The 21,533-nt window shown below is 37.2% G+C and carries 18 protein-coding genes and 1 riboswitch; of the genes, 5 read left to right on the plus strand and 13 right to left on the minus strand.

The window, feature by feature from the left end; translation table 11 throughout:
* Positions 1 to 70: 70 nt before the first annotated feature.
* Complete coding sequence (locus ABNX05_RS23630) at positions 71 to 571, minus strand: methylated-DNA--[protein]-cysteine S-methyltransferase (protein ID WP_349661931.1); 501 nt, start codon at positions 569 to 571, stop codon at positions 71 to 73.
* 104 nt (positions 572 to 675) lie between these two features.
* Here ABNX05_RS23630 and ABNX05_RS23635 point away from each other — a divergent pair, with 104 nt between their 5' ends.
* From ABNX05_RS23635 to ABNX05_RS23645, 3 genes are all read left to right on the plus strand, one after another.
* Positions 676 to 1,407, plus strand: coding sequence for an ABC transporter ATP-binding protein (locus ABNX05_RS23635; protein ID WP_349661932.1), 732 nt, complete (start codon positions 676 to 678; stop codon positions 1,405 to 1,407).
* The gene (locus ABNX05_RS23640; RefSeq protein ID WP_349661933.1) at positions 1,404 to 2,156 is read left to right on the plus strand and encodes an ABC transporter permease; all 753 of its coding nucleotides are present in this window, start codon (positions 1,404 to 1,406) and stop codon (positions 2,154 to 2,156) included. Before ABNX05_RS23635 ends, ABNX05_RS23640 begins: the two co-directional genes overlap by 4 nt.
* Before the next feature lie 78 nt (positions 2,157 to 2,234).
* Positions 2,235 to 3,209 carry a proline dehydrogenase family protein gene (locus tag ABNX05_RS23645; RefSeq protein WP_349661934.1) on the plus strand — a complete coding sequence of 325 codons (975 nt, stop codon included), beginning with the start codon at positions 2,235 to 2,237 and terminating at the stop codon, positions 3,207 to 3,209.
* A gap of 124 nt (positions 3,210 to 3,333) precedes the next feature.
* On the opposite strand, the gene ABNX05_RS23650 is transcribed toward ABNX05_RS23645, so the two are convergent.
* From ABNX05_RS23650 to ABNX05_RS23700, 11 genes are all read right to left on the minus strand, one after another.
* Entirely contained in the window at positions 3,334 to 3,888 is a 555-nt protein-coding gene (locus ABNX05_RS23650; RefSeq protein WP_349661935.1) for a methyltransferase, read from the minus strand.
* A 195-nt stretch (positions 3,889 to 4,083) separates the two neighbouring features.
* Positions 4,084 to 4,695 carry a response regulator gene (locus ABNX05_RS23655; RefSeq protein ID WP_349661936.1) on the minus strand — a complete coding sequence of 204 codons (612 nt, stop codon included), beginning with the start codon at positions 4,693 to 4,695 and terminating at the stop codon, positions 4,084 to 4,086.
* 16 nt (positions 4,696 to 4,711) lie between these two features.
* The gene (locus ABNX05_RS23660; protein ID WP_432760169.1) at positions 4,712 to 5,860 is read right to left on the minus strand and encodes a sensor histidine kinase; all 1,149 of its coding nucleotides are present in this window, start codon (positions 5,858 to 5,860) and stop codon (positions 4,712 to 4,714) included.
* Positions 5,861 to 5,998: 138 nt separating this feature from the next.
* A complete protein-coding gene (desA, locus tag ABNX05_RS23665) occupies positions 5,999 to 7,030 on the minus strand; it encodes a Delta(5) desaturase DesA (RefSeq protein WP_349661937.1) in 1,032 nt (343 codons plus the stop codon).
* Between the two features lie 413 nt (positions 7,031 to 7,443).
* Positions 7,444 to 7,944 (minus strand): GNAT family N-acetyltransferase, encoded by a 501-nt coding sequence (locus ABNX05_RS23670; protein ID WP_349661948.1) that lies wholly within the window; start codon positions 7,942 to 7,944, stop codon positions 7,444 to 7,446.
* Between the two features lie 79 nt (positions 7,945 to 8,023).
* Complete coding sequence (gene metH / locus ABNX05_RS23675; protein ID WP_349661938.1) at positions 8,024 to 11,455, minus strand: methionine synthase; 3,432 nt, start codon at positions 11,453 to 11,455, stop codon at positions 8,024 to 8,026.
* Entirely contained in the window at positions 11,448 to 13,295 is a 1,848-nt protein-coding gene (locus ABNX05_RS23680) for a bifunctional homocysteine S-methyltransferase/methylenetetrahydrofolate reductase (protein WP_349661939.1), read from the minus strand. The genes metH and ABNX05_RS23680 overlap by 8 nt, the downstream gene beginning before the upstream one ends.
* 96 nt (positions 13,296 to 13,391) lie before the next feature.
* Positions 13,392 to 13,491: riboswitch (SAM riboswitch) on the minus strand.
* Positions 13,492 to 13,616: 125 nt separating this feature from the next.
* The gene (locus ABNX05_RS23685; protein WP_349661940.1) at positions 13,617 to 15,005 is read right to left on the minus strand and encodes a protoporphyrinogen oxidase; all 1,389 of its coding nucleotides are present in this window, start codon (positions 15,003 to 15,005) and stop codon (positions 13,617 to 13,619) included.
* 280 nt (positions 15,006 to 15,285) lie between these two features.
* Entirely contained in the window at positions 15,286 to 16,575 is a 1,290-nt protein-coding gene (locus tag ABNX05_RS23690; RefSeq protein WP_349661941.1) for a protoglobin domain-containing protein, read from the minus strand.
* 596 nt (positions 16,576 to 17,171) lie between these two features.
* Entirely contained in the window at positions 17,172 to 18,458 is a 1,287-nt protein-coding gene (locus ABNX05_RS23695; protein WP_349661942.1) for an SEL1-like repeat protein, read from the minus strand.
* 398 nt (positions 18,459 to 18,856) lie between these two features.
* A complete protein-coding gene (locus ABNX05_RS23700) occupies positions 18,857 to 19,870 on the minus strand; it encodes a YdcF family protein (RefSeq protein ID WP_349661943.1) in 1,014 nt (337 codons plus the stop codon).
* Between the two features lie 281 nt (positions 19,871 to 20,151).
* Here ABNX05_RS23700 and ABNX05_RS23705 point away from each other — a divergent pair, with 281 nt between their 5' ends.
* Entirely contained in the window at positions 20,152 to 20,613 is a 462-nt protein-coding gene (locus ABNX05_RS23705) for a hypothetical protein (RefSeq protein ID WP_079563637.1), read from the plus strand.
* Positions 20,601 to 20,888, plus strand: coding sequence for a DUF2653 family protein (locus tag ABNX05_RS23710; RefSeq protein ID WP_197142883.1), 288 nt, complete (start codon positions 20,601 to 20,603; stop codon positions 20,886 to 20,888). The genes ABNX05_RS23705 and ABNX05_RS23710 overlap by 13 nt, the downstream gene beginning before the upstream one ends.
* Before the next feature lie 53 nt (positions 20,889 to 20,941).
* On the opposite strand, the gene ABNX05_RS23715 is transcribed toward ABNX05_RS23710, so the two are convergent.
* Positions 20,942 to 21,310: an ion channel gene (locus tag ABNX05_RS23715; RefSeq protein ID WP_349661944.1), complete on the minus strand. Its 369-nt coding sequence runs from the start codon at positions 21,308 to 21,310 to the stop codon at positions 20,942 to 20,944.
* Positions 21,311 to 21,533: the final 223 nt, after the last annotated feature.

Below are 21,533 nucleotides of genomic sequence, written 5' to 3' on the forward strand. Positions count from 1 at the left end.
TAATATAAAAAACAAGAATCTGCAATCTCTTCGGCAAACTGTTTACCCAAAGATTATGCAGATTCTTGTTTTATGCTCTCTCTAGCTCTAGTAAAAATTCTTTCATAGCAAGCCCACTACGGAAGCCTGTTAGTTTCCCATCTTTGCCAATCACACGATGACAAGGAATAATCGCTAATATTGGATTGGCGCCGATTGCACTGCCTACAGCTCTTACTGCTTTCGGATTACCGATACGGTGTGCAATATCTGAGTATGTTGTAGTTGTACCATATGGTAGCTCCTTCAAAGCATCCCATACTGCTAGTTGAAACGGCGTCCCTTTAACATGTATCGGTAAATCAAACTCAGTAAGTTCCTTATTAAAATAAGCAGATAATTGCTTAACATATTGCTGTACCTTTTCTTTATTCTCTTCAAAACGATAGCCTTTAAACGGCTTTTTCGCCCACACTTCCACCTCTTCGAATGGTGCATTTGGTGTTCCGATATATACTAATCCATCATCTGAGGCAATGATATACATAGTGCCTTGTGCATATGTTAAAGTATCTACATATAATATATCCACTCTCTATCCCCCTTAACTTTATTGCCCAATGTTAAATAACTTTAGCTTCCCTTTGTTTCATGCTACAGTTATTTTACCTATTAGTATAAAGGAGTTTTAACTTTATGAATACGTCATATGAGCCTGCCATTCACTTTCAACAGGTCAGCTTTTCAGCGAATGACAAGACAATCTTACAATTAATTACTGGGTCATTTCCTAAAGGAAAAATCACTACATTAGTCGGTCCTTCCGGTGCTGGTAAAACAACTCTACTTAAATTGTGCAATGGACTATTATCACCTACTGATGGTCAAATATTAATTGATAATCAAAACATTGCTACATATGAACCAACCGCTTTAAGAAGACATGTGAGCATGGCTCTTCAAGCGGCCCCTATGATAGAAGGGTCTGTATTTGATAATCTTGCACTTCCTCGTTCGTTACAAGGAGAAAAGCTTACAGAGCAGGAAGCGATCCAATATTTACATGATGTCGGACTTGACCAAAGCTTTTTACAACGCCCTACGAATAAATTATCAGGTGGACAACGACAAAAGGTTTCTATTGCTAGAACACTTATTAATCAATCCTCTATTTTATTGCTAGATGAAATCACATCTGCACTAGACCGACAATCCGTGCAAGAAATTGAGACGCTTATTGCTACAATCAATAAAAAGTTTAATGTCACAATAATTTGGATTACTCATAATTTACAGCAAGCACTAACAATCGGCCACTATACATGGGTCATGATGGATGGGGAACTAATTGAAACTGGACAAAGCTCCTTACTTCACGCACCTAAAAATCCACGTGTCGCTGAATTTGTACAGGGGGTGATTGAATGACATATACTTCGCTTTCCTTAACGTTAATTTTTGTGTTAATTCCACTTCTACTATCAAAAACCTTAAAGCTAGGACTTGAAAAAGATACGCTCATCGCTACTATTCGTTCTATTATTCAACTACTTGCCGTCGGTTACATTTTAAAATTTGTCTTCGATGCTCAAAGCTATATTTATATTTTCCTCATGATTGCATTAATGATTTTAGTAGCAACACTCAATGCTCGTAAAAAAGGGAAAGGCATTAAAGGAATTACATGGAAAATAGCATTAACTCTCCTTACTGTTGAATGTGTTACACAAGGGGTATTACTTGGTTTTGATATTGTACCATCAACAGCGCAGTATATTATTCCAATTAGCGGCATGATGATTGGTAATTCAATGGTATTATCAGTTCTATTTTTAAATCGTTTTACATCAGAAATTGCAAGTCATCAGAACGAAATCGAGTTAATATTATCGCTTGGCGGCACACCAAAACAGGCTATTCAACGACAGCTAATGCATGCGATAAAAGCAAGTATGATTCCTACGATTGAAAGCCAAAAAACAATTGGTCTTGTTCAATTACCAGGTATGATGAGTGGCCAAATAATCGGTGGAGCAGACCCTATTCAAGCGGTGCAATTCCAACTATTAATCATTTTCGCCCTGCTAACCGCAGCGACATTATCAAGCATAATGATAGGTTTTTTAAGTTATCCTGCACTTTTTAATGAACGCATGCAAGTTATTGAAACAAAATAATCGTTATATTAAAAACAATATATATTTTCTAAATTATGTTATAATAAAAAGAAAAATGCAGCAGTGAGGAGAATGACCATGTTATTACGCGATTTTTTCATCCATCTATCTGAGAACCAACTATTAAATAATACTGCAAAAAAATACGGCCTAAAATTAGGAGCACAAAGTGTAGTAGCTGGTACAAATATTGAAGAAACGATTGCTAGTATCAAAGAGCTAAACGCTCATAATATCTCTTGTACAGTAGATAATTTAGGAGAATTTGTTTCAACCGAAGAAGAAGCAACAAAAGCTAAAGAACAAATCCTTGCTGTTATTGAAGCTATTCATGAGAATAGCGTTGATGCGCATATTTCGTTAAAGCCATCTCAATTAGGTTTAGATATTGATGTTGATTTTTGCTACGATAACTTATATGAAATTGTAGAAAAAGCAGCAGCATATGATATATTCGTAAACTTTGACATGGAAGACTATGATCGTTTACAAACATCTTTTGAAATGGTTGAAGAGCTTTCCAAAACGTTTAATAATGTGGGTACTGTTATCCAATCTTATTTTTACCGCGCAAAGGACGATATTGAAAAATTCAAGGACTATCGCCTTCGTATCGTAAAAGGTGCTTATAAGGAGCCTGTAGAGGTTGCTTTCCAAGATAAATTAGATATTGATTTAAATTTCATTGAGCTAATTGAATATCATTTACTACATGGTAAATTTACGTCCATCGCAACACATGACCATAATGTTATTGCACACGTAAAACGCTTTGTAGAAGACAATAATATTCCACTTGATAAATTCGAGTTCCAAATGCTTTACGGCTTCCGTACAGATCTGCAAAAAGAGCTTGCAAAAGAAGGCTATAACTTCTGTGTATATGTACCATTCGGCGAAGATTGGTACGGCTACTTTATGCGCCGTTTAGCGGAGCGTCCTCAAAATCTTAATCTTGTTACAAAACAAGTATTTACGAAAAAAACGAACACAGTCCTTGCAGTAGCAGCAGGTGCATTCGTTCTTGGACGTTTAACAAAACGTAAAAAATAAAGATTCCAATAAAGAAGCCAGAAGCTTAATCGAATAAGCTTCTGGCTTTAGTTGTGGATTTTCAAACTCTGCGTGTCATAAAAATAATCAGTGGGGATGACCCCCCACTGATTAAAGTTTTATATTATTCAACATGTAAAGCAATAGTTGAAACAATTGCTTCAGCTGCATATTCCCATTTACCATCAATAAAACTACCTAATTTTTGCCCAAGTTCTTGTATCATTTCGAGCGTAACCGGGATATCATTCTTTTGTGCTAATGTAGCAAGAAATGGAGCAGATAAACTCGTCCAACCTCCACGATCAATTTTAATCTCTACTTGCTTAACTTCTCCATTTTCTATATCAATACGGTAGTATAACTGATCATCCGGACGCCAGCTTAAGTGATGGGAAATCTGCCCATTTACAACTGTTAGATCATTCTTTTTCGAAATAGAAGCTGGTTTTACATTAAATTCATGACCTAGTACATTTAATTTTTTAATTTCAGGACCGACTAATGCCGCTTGAACAGCTAGATCCATATTACTTTGTAGTGAGCTAGATGTCTCCGTTCCAACTACTGGATCAACCATATCGTTGCTTGCAGCAAAAACGGCTGAAGGATATGCGCTAGTAAAGACAAATGTTGTTGCTAATAATGCTGTTGAAGTAACTTTCATAATTTTTCCCACAATTATTTCCACCCTTCCCATTAAAGCGATCGTGTTTTTCTAAATATTATCATTAATAGTCAAAATATACAATATGCTAATATATTTTTTATATGACAAAAGGCACCGAATTTAAATAATTCAATGCCTTTTGTCTTTTTTTAATCCAAACACTTTCTTAGGTATAAGGATATTCATGCTAGGTTCTTAAGCTACTTACTTATTCCACCCTTTTTCCTTAAAACGAGCGATGGCTTCAATACGATTTCCAACATTTAATTTTTCTAAAATAGTGGAGATATAGTTGCGGACAGTTCCTGCCGATAAAAACAATTCTGCAGCAATTTCTTTTGTCGTCTTGCCCTCTGCAACGAGTGTCAGTACCTGGCTCTCGCGGTCAGTTAAAGGATTTTCACTATCATCCTCATAGACAAAATCAACGAGTTCAGGCGCATATATTCTTTTGCCGTCCATAATTGTGCGAATGGCACTGGCCAATTCTTCTATTGGACTATCCTTTAGTAAATAGCCACGAACACTGGCTTTTCTTGCACGCTCAAAATAACCTGGCCTTGCAAATGTCGTTAATATAATCACTTTACAATTAGAACCTGTGGCATGCAGTTCCTCGGCAGCATCCAATCCAGTTTTTACTGGCATTTCAATATCCATAATACAAATATCAGGCTGATGCTCTTCAACAAGCGCCAATGCTTCCTCGCCATTTTTTGCTAAGCCGACGACCTCCATATCATCCTCCATACTAAGTAATGAACGGAGTGCGCCTAATAGCATACCCTGATCTTCAGCAATTACAATTCGTATCATGTCACAGTCCTCATTTCTATATGTTCTTCAGATTTTCTTTGACCTTCTGATGCGTAATCGCAACTGGAATCGACACTGTTAATGTAGTGCCCTCTTCACTTTCGATTTTAAAAGAACCGTTTATAAACTCTAACCGTTCTCGCATTCCCTTTAATCCGTTACCCGTTTTCCAAGCTTGCTTTTTGGTGATTCCTTGTCCATTATCACGAACAACTAAATATATTTCCTTAAAATTTTGATGGAAGGCGATTTCGCATTTTGTAGCACCACTATGTTTAACGACATTATTGACTGCCTCTTTTAAGCACATGGATAATACATTTTCTACAAGCGGTGGAACTTGCAATGCATCTTTATCACCATCAAATACAAACTCCATTTCAGCAGCCTTTAATATTTGGGCAATACGCATAAGTTCGTCCTCAAACCTAGCCGTTCGCATACCTGATACTAATTCACGTACTTCTTTTAATGCAATACTCGCCGTTTGACGAATATCCTTAATCTCTGTTAGAGCCTGCTGTGGATCACGTTCAATTAATCTTGAAGCTAAGTCGCTTTTTAAGCCTATCATCGATAACTTTTGACCAAGAGTATCATGTAAATCCCGAGCAATACGTTGGCGTTCTTCAAAAACAATTAACTCAGCTATTCGTTCATTAGCAGTCTCAAGCTGACCCTCTAAATTTTCGCGTTTATTTTTTGAATAAATCGTAAGCGGGAGAAGCACAACCGCTAAAATTGTTAAAACAACAAATGGTAGTTGTGATAAAAATAAATGTAGCTCAACGAAGAAGCCAACACCTGTAGAAATAACCGTAAAACCGATATGTAGACCGTATATAATATAGAAGCCAACCGGTTTACGAAGATTTCCAATGAAGAAAGCTGTGAAAATTGATAAATACACATAGCCATACAATATCGTCATAACGATATTAATAACCATTTCAAAGCTAATCCACATATAAACAAGACCGTTTTTCGAATTCATGGAAAACCGATAGAAAATAAAATATAGCATTAAAAATGTAATACCAACTGATATTTCTATATAGGATGATTTTCTAAAAATGAAGAAAAACGGTAGGAAACAGAAAATAATCCATAAATATATACTGAGCACTGGACTATTCGGAATAATACTTTGCCATTTCCTCAACATAATCTCACGCTCTTTCCTACTTTTCCCTCATTATAACAAGAAAATTTATTTTATGCCTGCACATGATATTTACTGCGCTTGTTGTACAATGTTTACGTAAAACAGCCATCCCTTAGAAGAGATGGCTGAAAAATTCTACTAAGCAGCTAAACTGCCTCTTTCTTTTCGCTTAATTATTTCATTAACGTCTTTAAAGGTTACAAACTTGCTTTGCTCTTCATCATACAACTTGTAGCGTAATGATTCTAAGCTTGTACGTAACGTAATTGTCGTTGCAGTGTGTAATGGCGGTATGTCATTATGCGCCTTTTCAAGATTATAGTTCGGTACACGTGGAGCTAAATGGTGTACATGGTGGAAACCAATATTGCCTGTAACCCATTGTAATAGCTTTGGTAATTTATAATACGAGCTACCTTCGACAGCAGCCTTTACATAATCCCATTCTGAGTCATGCTCAAAATAAGAATCTTCATACGTATGTTGGATAAAAAATAACCAAATGCCAAGAGAAGCAGCCACAAACAATGTTACTCCATGCACTAATAAAAATGCTTGCCATCCCATAAAGAAAATTAAGGCTGCACAGATTCCTGCCATGACTACATTTGTTAAATACGTGTTAATACGTTCTTTCTGTTTAGCATCACTTCGATTACGACGGTTTAAAATGAACACCATAAACAGTGGACCTAAGCCAAACATTACAAATGGATTACGGTAAAAACGATACCATAAACGTTGCCCTTTAGATGCTTGTAAAAATTCTTCCACTGTCATCATATCAATATCACCAATACCACGCTTATCTAAGTTCGAGCTAGTTGCGTGGTGAATTGTATGCTCACGTTTCCATTTTTCATATGGGAATGATGTTAACACCCCAGTTACAAAACCAACCCAGTCGTTTGCTTTTTTATTTTTGAAAAATGAACCGTGTGTACAATCATGGAAAATAATAAAAGTTCGTACGACAAATCCAGCAGAAATTACACTTAACCCAGCTGTTAACCATGGTGAAACATCCACTAACATATAGCCAGCTACCCAAAGAGCAATTAAAGGTATAATCGTATTAACCATTTGGAAGATACTTTTAGCCGTATCAGATTTCGCAAATGGTGCTACGTCTTGGCGCAGTTTTTTTGTTTTTTCTTTATCTGTTGCCATTATATTTACTCCCTCTTTTCCTTTTTTTCTTATGACCTCATCATAAAACAAGAGTACAATCATGCAACAGAAGCAAACATCATAAAAAGGATATGACATTTGTCATATCCTTTTGTAATGTGTTTAGGAATAAATATAAATTAATATGGCTCATCACTATAAAGTGGAGTTGATTTCCGTTCCGGCTGGGCGCTTTCCTGGGGGGGCGTCCGATGAGCCGCTTGGGCCAACATGATGTTGGTCACGAAGGCGTTATCACAGGACGTGATGTTTTTAGCCGTCGTTCCTTTATTGCTGATCCCCTAGGAGTCGCCCAGCCTACACTCCAATCAACCTATTATTTAACCCGTATTTCATCTTCAATCATTAGTATAAGCAGGCAAGCTGAAAAGATATGTCATGTCGAATACTTTCTATACTTTTGGTTCAGTTAACTGTAACTGATAAAATGCAAGATCTAGCCATTGATCAAATTTATAGCCTGCATTTTTAATTGTACTTACATATTCAAAGCCTAGTTTTTCATGTACTTTAATGCTTCCGATATTTTCACCATCAATGCCCGCTACGAGTGTTTTCACATCTTGCTCTTTAGCAATTCGGATAAGCTCATGCATTAATTGGATAGCTATTCCCTTTTGATAATGATCTTTATGCACATATACAGAGTGCTCCATTGTGTGCTTATAGCCTGGATATGGACGGAACTGACTATATGTTGCAAAGCCGGCTACTGTGCCATTTACGTCAAAGACTAGCAGTGGATTACCGATTGTTTGCTGCTCCTTGAACCATCGTCTTTTTTCTTCTAACGATTGAGTTTCATATCGATAAACGGCTTTGCTCGTTAAAATAATGTCATTGTAAATATCTAAAACACCAGGTAAATCTTTTTCTTCCATTAATCGAATCATCATGCTCACGTCCTACTTCAATTATGCCGAGGCTTTAACCTTAACCCCTTCACATAAAGTTATACCACTTTTCCTAGCATTACACATTAAAATACCGAGCATCTGGATGTGCAAAGACTATTGCTGAAACAGAAGCTTCAGGCTCCATCATAAAGCCTTCAGTTAAATGCACACCAATGTCTTCTGGTTTTAATAAGCCAAACAATTTCTCTTGATCTTCTAAGTTCGGACATGCAGGATAGCCAAATGAAAAACGCTGCCCTTGATATTTTGCTGCGAAACGATCACGCATTGTAAAATCTGTCGCATCCGGGAAGCCCCATTGATCACGAATTTCTTGGTGCATACGCTCCGCAAAGCCTTCCGCAAGCTCAAGTGCTGTAGATTGTAATGCATGACTTTCAAGGAATTTTCCTTCATCTTTTAGCTGACGAGCCTTCGTCATAACCCCTTGTCCAGCTGTTACTACCATTAAAGAAATATAGTCCATTTCACCACTTTCAACTGTTTTCAGGAAATCTGCAAGACATAAAAACGGTTCAACTTGCTGACGTGGGAAGGTAAATCGTTCAATTTCTGTTTTGCTATCTGCTGGATCATAAACAACGACATCATCCCCATCGGCTTGTGCAGGGAAAAACTGATACACACCCGAAGGCTTCAATAAATCACTTTGTAAATAATCGTCGACTAAATCTTTTAACTCTGTTGCCCTTGCATCGCCAGCATCAAGCAACTGCTGTACTTGACCTTTTAAGCCTAGGTGATGTCCAAGTAATGTCCGCATATTAACATATGGATATAAATGCGAAACAGCATAATCTCTCTTTACATGGCGTCGCAAATCAGCCGGAAGAAAGACAGAAGCTTCCTTTACCGTGCGTACAGGCTTAACAGTTACTTCTTTAGCCGGGCGAGCCGCTCTTTTTTCGTCTGCCTCTAAGCGTTTTTTGCGAGATTCCTCAATTTCAACTAAGAAATCAGCACGTGTATCTGCCCCCATTAACCGATTTACTTGCTCTAATCCTTGCATCGCATCCTTTGAATAAATGACAGGACCATTATATTCGCCAGCAATTTTTGTTTCAGTAAAGCGACGAGATAATGCCGCTCCCCCTACTAAAATAGGGACATCAATACCCGCTTCCTTGAAATCTTGAGCTGTAATAACCATTTGCTGTGCTGATTTTACAAGTAAACCTGAAAGCCCGATGAAATCTGGCTTCTCCTTACGAATCGTTTCTATTAACTGAGCAGGTGTTACTTTAATGCCAAGATCAATTACCTTATAGCCATTATTACTTAAAATAATATCGACAAGGTTTTTCCCAATATCATGCACATCGCCTTTTACAGTAGCGAGTACCATTTTCCCCTTGCCAGCACTCTCTTCATTTTTCTCCATGAATTGCTCTAAATGTGACACTGCTGCCTTCATAACTCCTGCTGATTGTAACACCTCTGCTACGATGAGCTGATTATCGTTAAATAAACGGCCAACCTCTGCCATTCCGTCCATTAATGGGCCATTAATAATATCAAGCGGTGTTTCGAAAATTTCACAAGCAGCATCTAGATCCTCAATAAGCCCTTCCTTTGTACCTTCTAAAATATAGTAAGCTAAGCGACCTTCTACTGTTTTCGGAATATCTGCCTCTGTTTTTTCCTTCTTTTTATCACGATAGAAATCCGTGAAAACAGCTAATGTTTCATCATTTGTATGGAAGAGTAAATCATTGGCTAGCTTAATTTCCTCCTCAGGAATGGATGCATAACGTTCTAGCTTCTCCGTATTCACAATTGCATAATCTAATCCAGCCTGTGTACAGTGATATAAATATACGGCATTTAATACTTCACGACCTACTGGTGGTAATCCGAACGAAATATTACTTACACCAAGCACCGTTAATGTACGTGGCATTTTTTCTTTAATCAGGCGAATTCCTTCTACCGTTTCAAGTGCTGAACCAATATACTGCTCATCTCCCGTTCCTACTGGGAACATTAATGGGTCAAAAATAATATCTTCAGGAGCAATACCCCACTTTTCTGTTAACAATTTATAGGAACGTTCAGCAATCTCAAGCTTGCGCTGTCGATCAACCGCCATGCCTTGCTCATCAATTGTCCCCACTACTAAAGAGGCACCATATTTTTTCACTAGCGGTAAAACTGCGTCAAAACGCTCCTCGCCATCCTCTAGGTTTATAGAGTTAATAATGGCTTTCCCTTGAGAAAACTTAAGTGCTTCCTCAATTACTTTTTCATCTGTCGAGTCAATTACAAGAGGTACTTTTACTTTTTTTACAACCTCCTGCATAAAGCCACGTATATCTTCTAGTTCATCGCGGTCAGGGTTTGCTAAACAAATATCGATAACATGTGCTCCATTTTTCACCTGGGCACGCGCGATTTCTGCAGCTTCCTCAAACTTCCCGTCAATAATTAAATTTTTAAACTTACGAGAACCGATTACATTCGTCCGTTCTCCAATAAATAACGGACGCATAGAATCGTCATACACCAATGGCTCGATACCAGAAACTACATGACCATGTGTGGCATCTGGTAATTGACGAGGCTTTTGGTCCTTTAGCACTTCTCGAATAGTAGCAATATGTGCTGGAGTTGTACCACAGCAGCCTCCTACAATATTTAACCACCCCTTTTCCGCAAAGCCTTTTAGCTTTTGTGACAGCGAATCAGGTGACTCATGGTAGCAGCCTTCCTCGTCAGGTAAGCCTGCATTCGGGTAACAGCTAATATAGCCTGTTGAAAGCTCTGCTAGTGAACGGATATGATCCGTCATAAACTCTGGTCCAGTTGCACAGTTTAAGCCAACTGATAATGGCTTAATATGCTCGATGGAAATGTAAAAAGCATCAATTGTTTGACCGGCCAATGTTGTTCCCATCGGTTCAATTGTTCCTGATATCATCACAGGTAGCTCTTTTTCAGTTGCCTTAAAAGCACGAGATACCCCTAATGTTCCTGCCTTAACATTCAACATATCCTGACTAGTTTCTAGCAACAGAACGTCAGCTCCGGCTTCGATTAATGCCTTGGCCTGAACATAGAAGTTTTCCTCTAATTCATCAAATGTAATACCACCTGTAACTGACAAGGTTTTTGTGGTTGGTCCCATAGCCCCCGCTACAAAACGTGGCCAATCGGATGTAGAAAACTCATCTACTACTTTGCGTGCAATTTCCACAGCACGTGTATTGATTTCTTCTGCCTTCGCACCAAGATCATATTCATTTAATACAAGTGGAGTACTTCCAAATGTATTTGTACAAATAATATCTGCTCCAGCTTCTAAATATTTTCTATGAACTTTTTCAAGCACATCTGGTCTAGTTAGCACGAGATTTTCATTACAGCCATCATATTCCTCGCCGCCAAAATCCTCTGCTGATAAATTTTCATTTTGTAGCATTGTACCCATTGCGCCATCAAGAATTAAAATTCGTTTCTCTAGTTGTTCTTCAATCAAGTGCTTAGCCATTTATACTTACCCCTTTTTTCTGTTCATCCAATTGCTCAATAAATTTCATCAATTCTAGTGTCATGTCATAGCGTAAAAATGGTGTGATGAGGTAAATACCATTGAAATATTCCGCTGCTACTTCTACTAATTCCTTGGCAATTGCAATCCCTTCTAGTGTTGCGCGTTCTTTATCATCGCCACATGCCTTCATACGGGCTAACACATCATCGGATAGTTTGATGCCTGGCACTTCATGATGTAAAAACTCCGCACTTTTATAGCTCGTTACTGGCATAATACCTATATAAATTGGTGTTTCTAAATGCTTTGTCGCCTCGTATATTTCCACGATTTTTTCCTTTGTATAAACAGGCTGCGAAATAAAATAATCTGCCCCATATTCAATTTTCTTCTCTAATCGAGATACCGCGCGATCTAGTACACGTACATTAGGATTAAAGGCAGCCGCTACAGAGAAATTCGCCTTTTTACGAAGTGGTTTCCCCGAGAACGATACACCTTCATTTAACTGTTTTATTAATTGGATTAGCTCCATTGAAGATACGTCATAAACGCTTGTGGCCCCTGGGAAATCGCCCACCTTCGTCGGATCTCCAGTCACTGCTAAAATATCGTGAATACCTAGTGCATTTAATCCCATTAAATGTGATTGAAGTCCAATTAAATTACGATCTCGGCATGTTATATGAGTTAACGGTCGTACCCCGTGTGTTTCTTTCAGTAAGGCACCCATTGCGACATTACTAATCCTTGGAGAAGCAAGTGAATTATCTGCCATCATGACTACATCTGCGCCCGCCTCATATATTTTTCTTGCTCCCGCAATAAAGCCTTCAATTTCTAAATGTCTTGGTGTATCTAATTCCACTATAACTGAGCGTTCTCGTTTTACTTTTACATGTAATGGTTCGTAATTTGCTGGCTCAGCCTCACGGACAATCTCTACTTTTTCTGGCTTTGCATACTTTTCTTCGACTGGAGATAACTCCTCTAAGTACTTTTTCGCTGCAGCAATATGCTTTGGTGTCGTACCACAGCAACCACCAATTAAACGTACCCCCTGATCACGAAGCTCTACAGCTGCTCGACCAAAATAATCTGCCTCCGACTCATAAACGACACGGCCATCCTCTACATCAAGAAGAGAAGCATTCGGATACGCTGACATAAATGCTTTCTTAGGAAGCTCCACACCTTCAAATGCTTGTATTGTATGGTGAGGACCTAAGCGACAGTTAACACCTACGAGATCAGCACCTAGCGCTTCAAGTTCATGTAAAGCGTTATTTAAGCTCATTCCATTTTGTAAAATTCCTGGTTCGTGCATAGAAACTTGAGCAATAATCGGTAATTTCGTTTTAGCTCGTAGCATTGCTAAAGTCGCTGTTAACTCTTCAAAATCATAATATGTCTCAAGTAAAAGGCCATCTGGATTTCCTGCAAGTAAAACGGTTGCCTGCTCATCAACTGTTGCTAAAATTTCCTCTAACGTTGCGTCGCTTTTTCGAATACCACGGATTCCCCCAATAGTACCTAAAACAAATTGTCCACCATCTGCCGCTGCTCGTTTTGCAATCGTTATAGCAGCTTCATTAAACTGCTGCACACGAGATTCTAATCCATAGCGGGCTAATTTTATGGCATTAGCTCCGTAAGTGTTCGTTTGAATAATATCGGCACCTGCCGCTATATACTCTCTATGAATCTTTTCAATTAATTCAGGTCTTTGTATATTCATTTCCTCGTGGCAATACTCCAAGCCATAGCCATATAAAACTGTACCAATTGCACCATCTGCTGTAAGAACATGCGTTTTTAACCTTTCAAGCAATCCCATAAAACTAGCCTCTCTTCCTTTATTTATAAAAATTAAAATGCAAAAAGCCTTCTTTTACATAAAAAGAAGGCTTTAACGTTTCGTCATTGTTTTTCCTTCTCATCTTCGACACTACGGTCCTCTGGATTTAGCACCTGACAATAAGTTGGTTGCTGAAGCTTCACAGGGCCAGTCCCTCAGCTTCTCTTGATAAGAATGTTGTATGAATTTTTTAAATAATTAAAAGAATCATATCGTTTACGAACGATTGAGTCAAGACTATTTCACAGAACAGAGGTAAAATCTCACGAAAAATACCATATTTTGATTTAAATCAAACAATTACGATAGTTTTTCAGCAAGCTCCTCACCAATTTTTTTACCATTTTGAATACACGCACCTATGCCCACTCCGAAATAAGAGCAACCCGCTATTGATAAATTCGGATAGTTTTTCTCAAGCTCTTGTACGAGACCTTGCAACGCTTCACGATGTGCCAAATCATACTTTGGCATTTGGTCGATCCATTTTGTCACGTCCACAATTGTTGGTGTTTCCTCAATCCCCAAGCTTTTTCTTACATCTTCTAGAGCAACCGCTGCTAACTCTTCATCTGACATCAAACGCAATCTCTCATACTCAGGGTTAATGCTCTTATAAAAAAGTCGTACAAGTAATTTTCCTTCTGCTGACGTGTGTTTCCACTTGCGACTTGTCCACGTTGCTGCATTACAAATAACATCCGAATTATGTGACACAATATAGCCTGTTCCATCCGCGGGTAATCTATTATCTGGTACATCAAACCCTAAGTAAATCGTAATGGCGGATGCAGTATTGAATTGTTCAAAATAGCCGTTCAAAGATTCATCCTGCAATAAGCTTTGTACCGCTTCATTTGGCAGTGCCATGACAACATGATTTGCTTCAATTATTTTACCGTTTGCTAATGTAACGGAGTACTGATTCTCCTGCTTTTTAACACTTATAGTGGCAATCCCTTTTATAATTTCTACATCCGTTAATGTTTCTTCAAGTCGATCAATTAATGACGATAAACCATTTTTAAATGAAATAAATTTTTTATTGGCGGCTTTCAAAAATTGTTCCCTGTTTGCATCAAAGCCTTTAATAATACTACCGTAATCATTTTTGTAATCGATTAAATACGGTAAAGTGGAAGCAATTGAAAGTTGATTTAAATCTCCCGAGTATACACCTGCAAGTACGGGCGCTATTTGGTTTTGAACAAGCTCCTCACCTAAATAGTACGTTAAAAATTCTCCAATCGAACTTTCCTTTGTAAATTCTTCATTTGGCATGGTTAAATCCTTTAATGCTTCTTTTTTACCTTTCTCTGATACAAGCGTGCTTTCCTCTAGAGATTGTAAGCTCATAGGAATACCAAACGTTGAATCTGCTGGGATAGCATGTAGCTCATTATTTGTGAAAATATACGAAACACCCGTTTCGTTATACACAAGATTTTGTTCAAAATTAAGTTCTTCTACTAACTCCATAACACCTTTATGACGCGCTACTATAGAATCTGCTCCTGTTTCCATGATAAAGCCTTGTTCATATGCAGAGTGAAGCTTACCACCAAGGTATGTATTTTTTTCAACGAGTACTAGCTTTACATTTAAGTTTTTCTCCTGAACTTGACGTTGTAAATAATGCATCGTACACAAACCCGTAATTCCGCCACCTAATACAACTACTGTTTTCATATTAACCGCCCCTATTTTTAGTTCTTTATTTCAGTATAAACTTTTTTTATCGAAAATTACGTTAAACCCTTTACAAATTTAGCAAAAATGGAGCTATCCAGCGCATAGGATAGCTCCATTCTTTTCTATGTTCAATTAGTATATATTGAATTTAACAGCATATTTTCACCGGTATTTTTATCTACCTAGCGGATCGTATATATTAACAGTTGATATAGTGTTATTATACACTACAGTGTAAAGCATCTTTATTTTTCTTTGTCTCCTGCTTTTCACTTCATTAATTTAAATTTTGTGCAAAGCTAGCTAGTTCTTCAGCGGAATTTTTCACTTCATTAAAAGCAATACCTAATTGACTTAGTACTTCTACTATTGCTTGTACTTCTTTTTCCATCTGTCCATTTTGTTCTTTGGCTTCGGTCATAGCGTCCAATATATTAGTAAATTGGCCTTCCGTTTGAACCATGTTTTCCTCACCAGAAGTTACCTCTTCTTGAATATTACTAAGCGAGTGAACAAGTTTATCAGTCCGCTCATTCGTTTTATGTAATAAAGTCGCAACCGATGTGACAGATTCCTTTGTTTGAATCGATAGTTTTCTCACTTCATCTGCAACAACACTAAAGCCTTTACCCGATTCTCCAGCGCGAGCCGCTTCTATTGCCGCATTTAAAGCTAACAAGTTCGTTTGATTAGCAATATTTGTCACAACATTCATAATCGATTCCATTTCCCTTGACATATCTGCCAACTGTGTAATATTTTCCGCTATACCATCAAGCGAATCAATAATATTACTCATATTTTGCGATTGATTCTTTAATCGTTCACGACCTTCTAATGCCTGACTCTCAGCCATAGTCGACACTTGAAGTGATTTTTTTGCCAGTTGTTTAATTTCATCCGATTGTTCACTTAAGCGATGAAACGAGTTGTTTGTTTCCAATGATATTGTGGCAAGACCTTCCGAAGACGCTACGATTTTTTTCTCTATTACTTCTTTTCTACGTTCTATTTTTTCATGAAGCTGCTCAATGGTATGCTCAAAAGCCTCTAAAACTAACTGTTGCTCAAAATTAGATATTTTTGAGATAGCCCTAATTGTATTAAGTTGATCCATTGGATGATGAACATGTTCTTCAACTAAGTCAATAAATGATGCCGTTAAATCTTGAAAAGCACAAATATACCATTGTGTTTTAAGCCCGATATGTACATGTACTTTAGCAATTTTAACTCTTCTTTGATAAAAATCATCATCAATCGTACCATTAAACATTTCAATAATATGACGTCTTAAAGTAATTTTCAGCTTCTCTACAGAACTATGTTTATTAATAATATCTACTAGAGTACGTTCAGTTACAATCATTTCATAAAATCGATTAACAATGTTATCAATATTGCCTTCTACAAAAGGTTGAAAGGCTTTTAAATATTGTAAATCCCGCTTCGTCAATTTAAGCAAATCAATTTGCTTTTTTATTGAATTGCGATTCGCTATATCCATTTTTACAATGTATTGCTCTAAATCTAACGCCGTTGTCTTTCTCTGTTTTTGAAAAATCACACATTTACCCTCTTTCATGCCGTGTACTTTTAAAAGCTGAGAAAAATTTAATTCCATTCACTTAAAAATAAAAAAACATCACCATAACGTACAGTTGATTTCCATTCGGGCTAGGCGCCTTCCTGTGGAATTGTCATCCCTAACTTTTAGTGAGAACACCCTCAGTATTACTTATGACTCTGTCCCTTTGTTAAATCAACTAAAAATGGTAACTTTATAATTAGCTATCGCTACTAACTACCTTTCAAAATCCCTCATATACCTTATACATTTTATAAATAGCTGTCAATTTTTATAATTACATTTTTTTACATTAATTGAACAAAAAGTACCTGTTGTCTTACTTATTATCTAAAACAGCAAAAAAGCTACCACAATACTTTTGGGTAGCCAATTGACATCATCTCTGTTTTTTTTATGCTTATTTTTCCTTTGTTTTAGTTCGAGGTAATACCACTTTATTATATTGATATTTTAACGGCCAACCACAACTGGTAATATATACTCATTCATAGCAACAGAACTAAAACTTAATATCTATATCAAAAAGGGTAATAATTGAATCTAAAAACCTATTACTTTTTAATAAAAAATACTTACTCCCCTTTCAATTCTTGCAGTAAAATTGCCGCTTCCGCACTTCCAGCATCTGCTGCAAGACCATACCATTTTATAGCCTCGTTAATATTTCTAGCTATTCCTTCCCCTTTATTGTATATGTGCCCTAGTTGTAATTTTGCTTCCGAATCACCTTGAAGGGCGGCCTGTTTAAACCAATGAATACCTTTTTCAATATTCCGTATACCTGTTAACCCTTGGCTCCAAATAAAACCCAAATCATAAAAGGCATCGACATGATATTGCTTCGCTGCTCTTTCATACCAATATAATCCACGGTTCACATCTTTCGGTTGCCCTAACCGACCCTCTAGATAGATTCCTCCAAACCTATATTGTGCCTCAATATAGCCTACTTCAGCAGATTTTTTATAATAGCTACAAGCTTGCTCCTCATCTTTGTCGACTCCTAATCCCTGCTCGTATATAATTCCGAGTGTAAACATGGCCTCTGCCACACCATGTTGTGCGGCAAATTCGAACCACTTCTTCGCAAGTACCAAATTTTCTGGCACTCCCTCACCGTTAAAATACATATCCGCTAAATTATTCGCGGCATCCGGATGCCCTTGCTTTGCTGCAGCCTCGTACAGTGAAAAAGCCATGTTATAGTTTTCTTCTACACCTATACCTTCAAAGTGAAAATTACCTAGAGCATATTGTGCATCAGCATTATCTTGTGATGCTGCTAACTCGAACCACTTCACAGACTTTTCTGGTTGGAAATATGTCCCGTCGATAGCACTATAATAATCACCAAGTTGAAACTGTGCATCCGCATCCTGTTCCTCGATGGCATCTTTGTATAAGTCTATGATTACTTCATGATCAAGAACTTCTTCGTCAAATGCTTCAACTTGCTCATTTTGATGAATAAAATACCATTCCAATATATCAAGTACATCATCAACAACTTCAACGCAATTAGCTAACTTCTCCAATGAAGAAATTTGCCAAATGAAAATATAGATAGGGAGTGGAATTGCTTCACGCAGTAAATCATCATATTCAGCTAAAAGCGTTAGCACATTCTCCTGTACTGACTGTGTCTGTTCTGGATGTATAATTTGTAAATGTCGTTGTTGTTTTTTTTTCAATAGTCCCTGCACAACTTGATATACAATTTTGTGCACGGCTGCTAACTGTACTTCTTTGACTGCTATCAAATCAATGTTTTGCGCAAAACACGTATCTTGCGTTTGCGCGAGCTTTTGTAGGGACACTATTCGCTCTTTATTTTTTTTTGCTAAAAATTGCCCATACATTCGTTTTCCCCCTCGCACACTACTATCAATTTCGCCTTGGCATAATTGTTGCTGTCGCTACTGCACTGCGCTTTCGCACAGAAAACATTTGTTGCTGTCGCTACGTTGCCACTGCGCTTTCGCACAGAAAACATTTGTTGCTGTCGCTACGTTGCACTGCGCTTTCGCACAGAAAACATTTGTTGCTGTCGCTACGTTGCACTGCGCTTTCGCACAGATCAATTGCCACAGGACGTGGCACTCTTAAACTGAGCCCCTCTATTTCAGTAGGTATTTAGACACACTCTAAAAAAGGAACCCCGTCCGCATTCATTTCACCACCTTGAAGTGGAAGTCTTCTACTGAATGGAAATAAAATGCACCTTGCCACTATTATATGGAAGACAGCTCTATATTGGTTACACATATGCTCTTAATAATAAGCCAATAAACAATGTAATAAACAAAAAGACAGTGACATGAATCCATTTATACATTTCTAATAAACCAATAAATTCACGAGTAAATGCATTAGGTACATAATAAAAGGCTGTCTTTGAACCAACACCTTGTGCATCAAGCTTCACCTTTTTGGCATAAATACTTGCACGAAAAACATGAAAATTATTTGTTACGAATAAGGATCGATATTTTTTCCCCTGAGCATGTTTATCCATAATTTCTTTAGAGAATGCCATATTCTGCTCAGTATTTGTCGATTGATCTTCCATAAATACTTTTTGAGACGGTATTTGATGTTCGTCAACTATATATTTTTTCATGGCATATGCTTCTGATACTTTTTCATCACTTCCCTGTCCACCTGAGACGATAATGTAAGGTCGTTCATCATACTTTTTAAACTGCTTTACTGCCTCGTCTAAACGGCTAGCTAAAAGCGGCGGTACTTTATCTCCGATTAGTCCTGACCCTAACACAATAATATAGTTAGGCTCATAAAAGATAGGCGTAAAATGATATAGAGTAGCGTAGGCCATTATGCTTGTATATAAAAACATTGTATATCCGAAAACCAAGAACCCATAGAAGAAAAGAATATGCCAAAGATTATTTTCGATATTCATAAAAATCACAAATACATACCAAATCATCATAATAAAAAAACTCAAACCAAAAACAGCTAACAATAGATTTCGTACTTTACGTCCTTCTTTTTCAAGTAAAACTTTACTATTAAAAAACGTAGCTATCGATAAAATAAACATTATACTCGGGAAACTTCCAAGTATTACGACTATACCCATCTTCGACACAATCCCCTGCTCATTCGGGAGAAATACAGGATGACTAAGTATAATGCCTAAAATAAACAACCCTACAAGACCCAGCACTACTGCATTGAAAAAACGTCTTCTTTCCGTTATATAAAAAATTAAAAAAATTAAAATTAATAGTAGTAATGTTGAAATCATCGTTTCACTCCTTTCTTTCCATATACCCTTTTAAGGCTTATCCTCTTAACTCAAGATTGAATTCCGTTCCTACTAGGGGCGGACGTCCAACCTCCACTACAATTAACGATATAAGTAATGCATGTCCAACATTTGGATTAACATTGTCACTACTTGTTCAAATTTGTGCATATACCTAAATTGATGAAAGCGTTTATTTTATTTTTCGAGATGGTTCATGTAAAATTACTATTAGATTAGTTTATGACAAAACTAAAAATTATATTGGAGGAATGTAAGTAATGAAAAAAATTCTTGCCGCTCTTTTTGCAGCGACACTTATGTTTGCAACTGTAGGTGCAACATTGTTCATCTCAGATACACCAACTGCAGAAGCTAAATCCTATAAGTCAGGTAAAAAAGGCTTCTCAAACAATAATAATAACAATAGCTCTAATTTCCAAAAATCTCAGGATAAATCTAAAGATCAAAATAATGCAACAACAAATAAAAGCACAAACAAAACGGATTCAACAGCTAAGAAAGGCGGCTTCTTCTCAGGTGGTCTTATGAAAGGCTTAATGCTTGGTGGTTTAGCTGGCTTATTATTCGGAAGTCTTTTCAGTGGTATGGGTATGCTTGGTAATATTTTAGGCTTATTAATTAACGTTGCAGCCATCATGGTTATCATAATGCTAGTTGTAAAAATTGTTAATATGTTTAAAGATAAAAAGCGTAAAGAGGAAGCACAATGGCACAAATAATTAATGAACAAGATATTATAAATGCAATTTGCTTATCTCAGGCTTACTATAAAAACATTCGCCCTGAGGATGTACTTGTAGAACTAACATACGATGATGACGCAGGCTTCGGTGCAGAAGTTGAAACGAATGGTCAAGTCGAGATGTTCAATACATCAGCAATGATTGGTGCACTACGTGTATGGATTAAAGACGTCCTACATGGTGATCCATTTTCAACAGGAATCGAATTAGTCTTAGACGATGAAGAAGGCATCATTGCTAGACTATCGTAACTAAGTAAAGAATAGCAGTTCAGTAAATCTTATAGATTTATTGAACTGCTTTTTTATTTTTTCAGACGTTTTATTGCTTGTTCTTTCTTTTCTTCCTCAATTGTAAAATCGACTATTGATCTGCCGAGCATTAATAGCGTAATAAACATGACGCCTGTTCCAACGATTAAATAAATCATCGTAAATATCTTTGAAAAATTACTAGTAGGATACAATCCCGTCTCAACACCGGTTGGAATTAAACTCACTACTGCAAAATACATGGCATCAATCCAATACCATCCTTCCGTTCCTTTATAAAACATTGTCCCTGAAAGAATGATAAAAAATAATGTTGTAAACAAAGATAGAAATTGTGGACGCTTGAATGACTTCCACATGCCTACTAACAATCTTTTTGCAGATAAAATAAATGACAGCATCGCATTCTCCTTTGATCCATTTTCACTTCAGCGTTATTACAATTCTAAATTCGTTTCTTGCCATAACGTGGGGTTGATTTCCGTTTCTGGCTGGGCGCTTTGTTGCTGCCGCTTCGCTTTCGCACAGTTAAAACATTTGTTGCTGTCGCTTCGCTTTCGCACAGTTAAAACATTTGTTGCTGCCGCTTCGCTTTCGCACAGTTAAAACATTTGTTGCTGCCGC

Source organism: Lysinibacillus zambalensis (assembly GCF_040183165.1).
GTDB classification, from domain to species: Bacteria; Bacillota; Bacilli; order Bacillales_A; family Planococcaceae; genus Lysinibacillus; species Lysinibacillus zambalensis.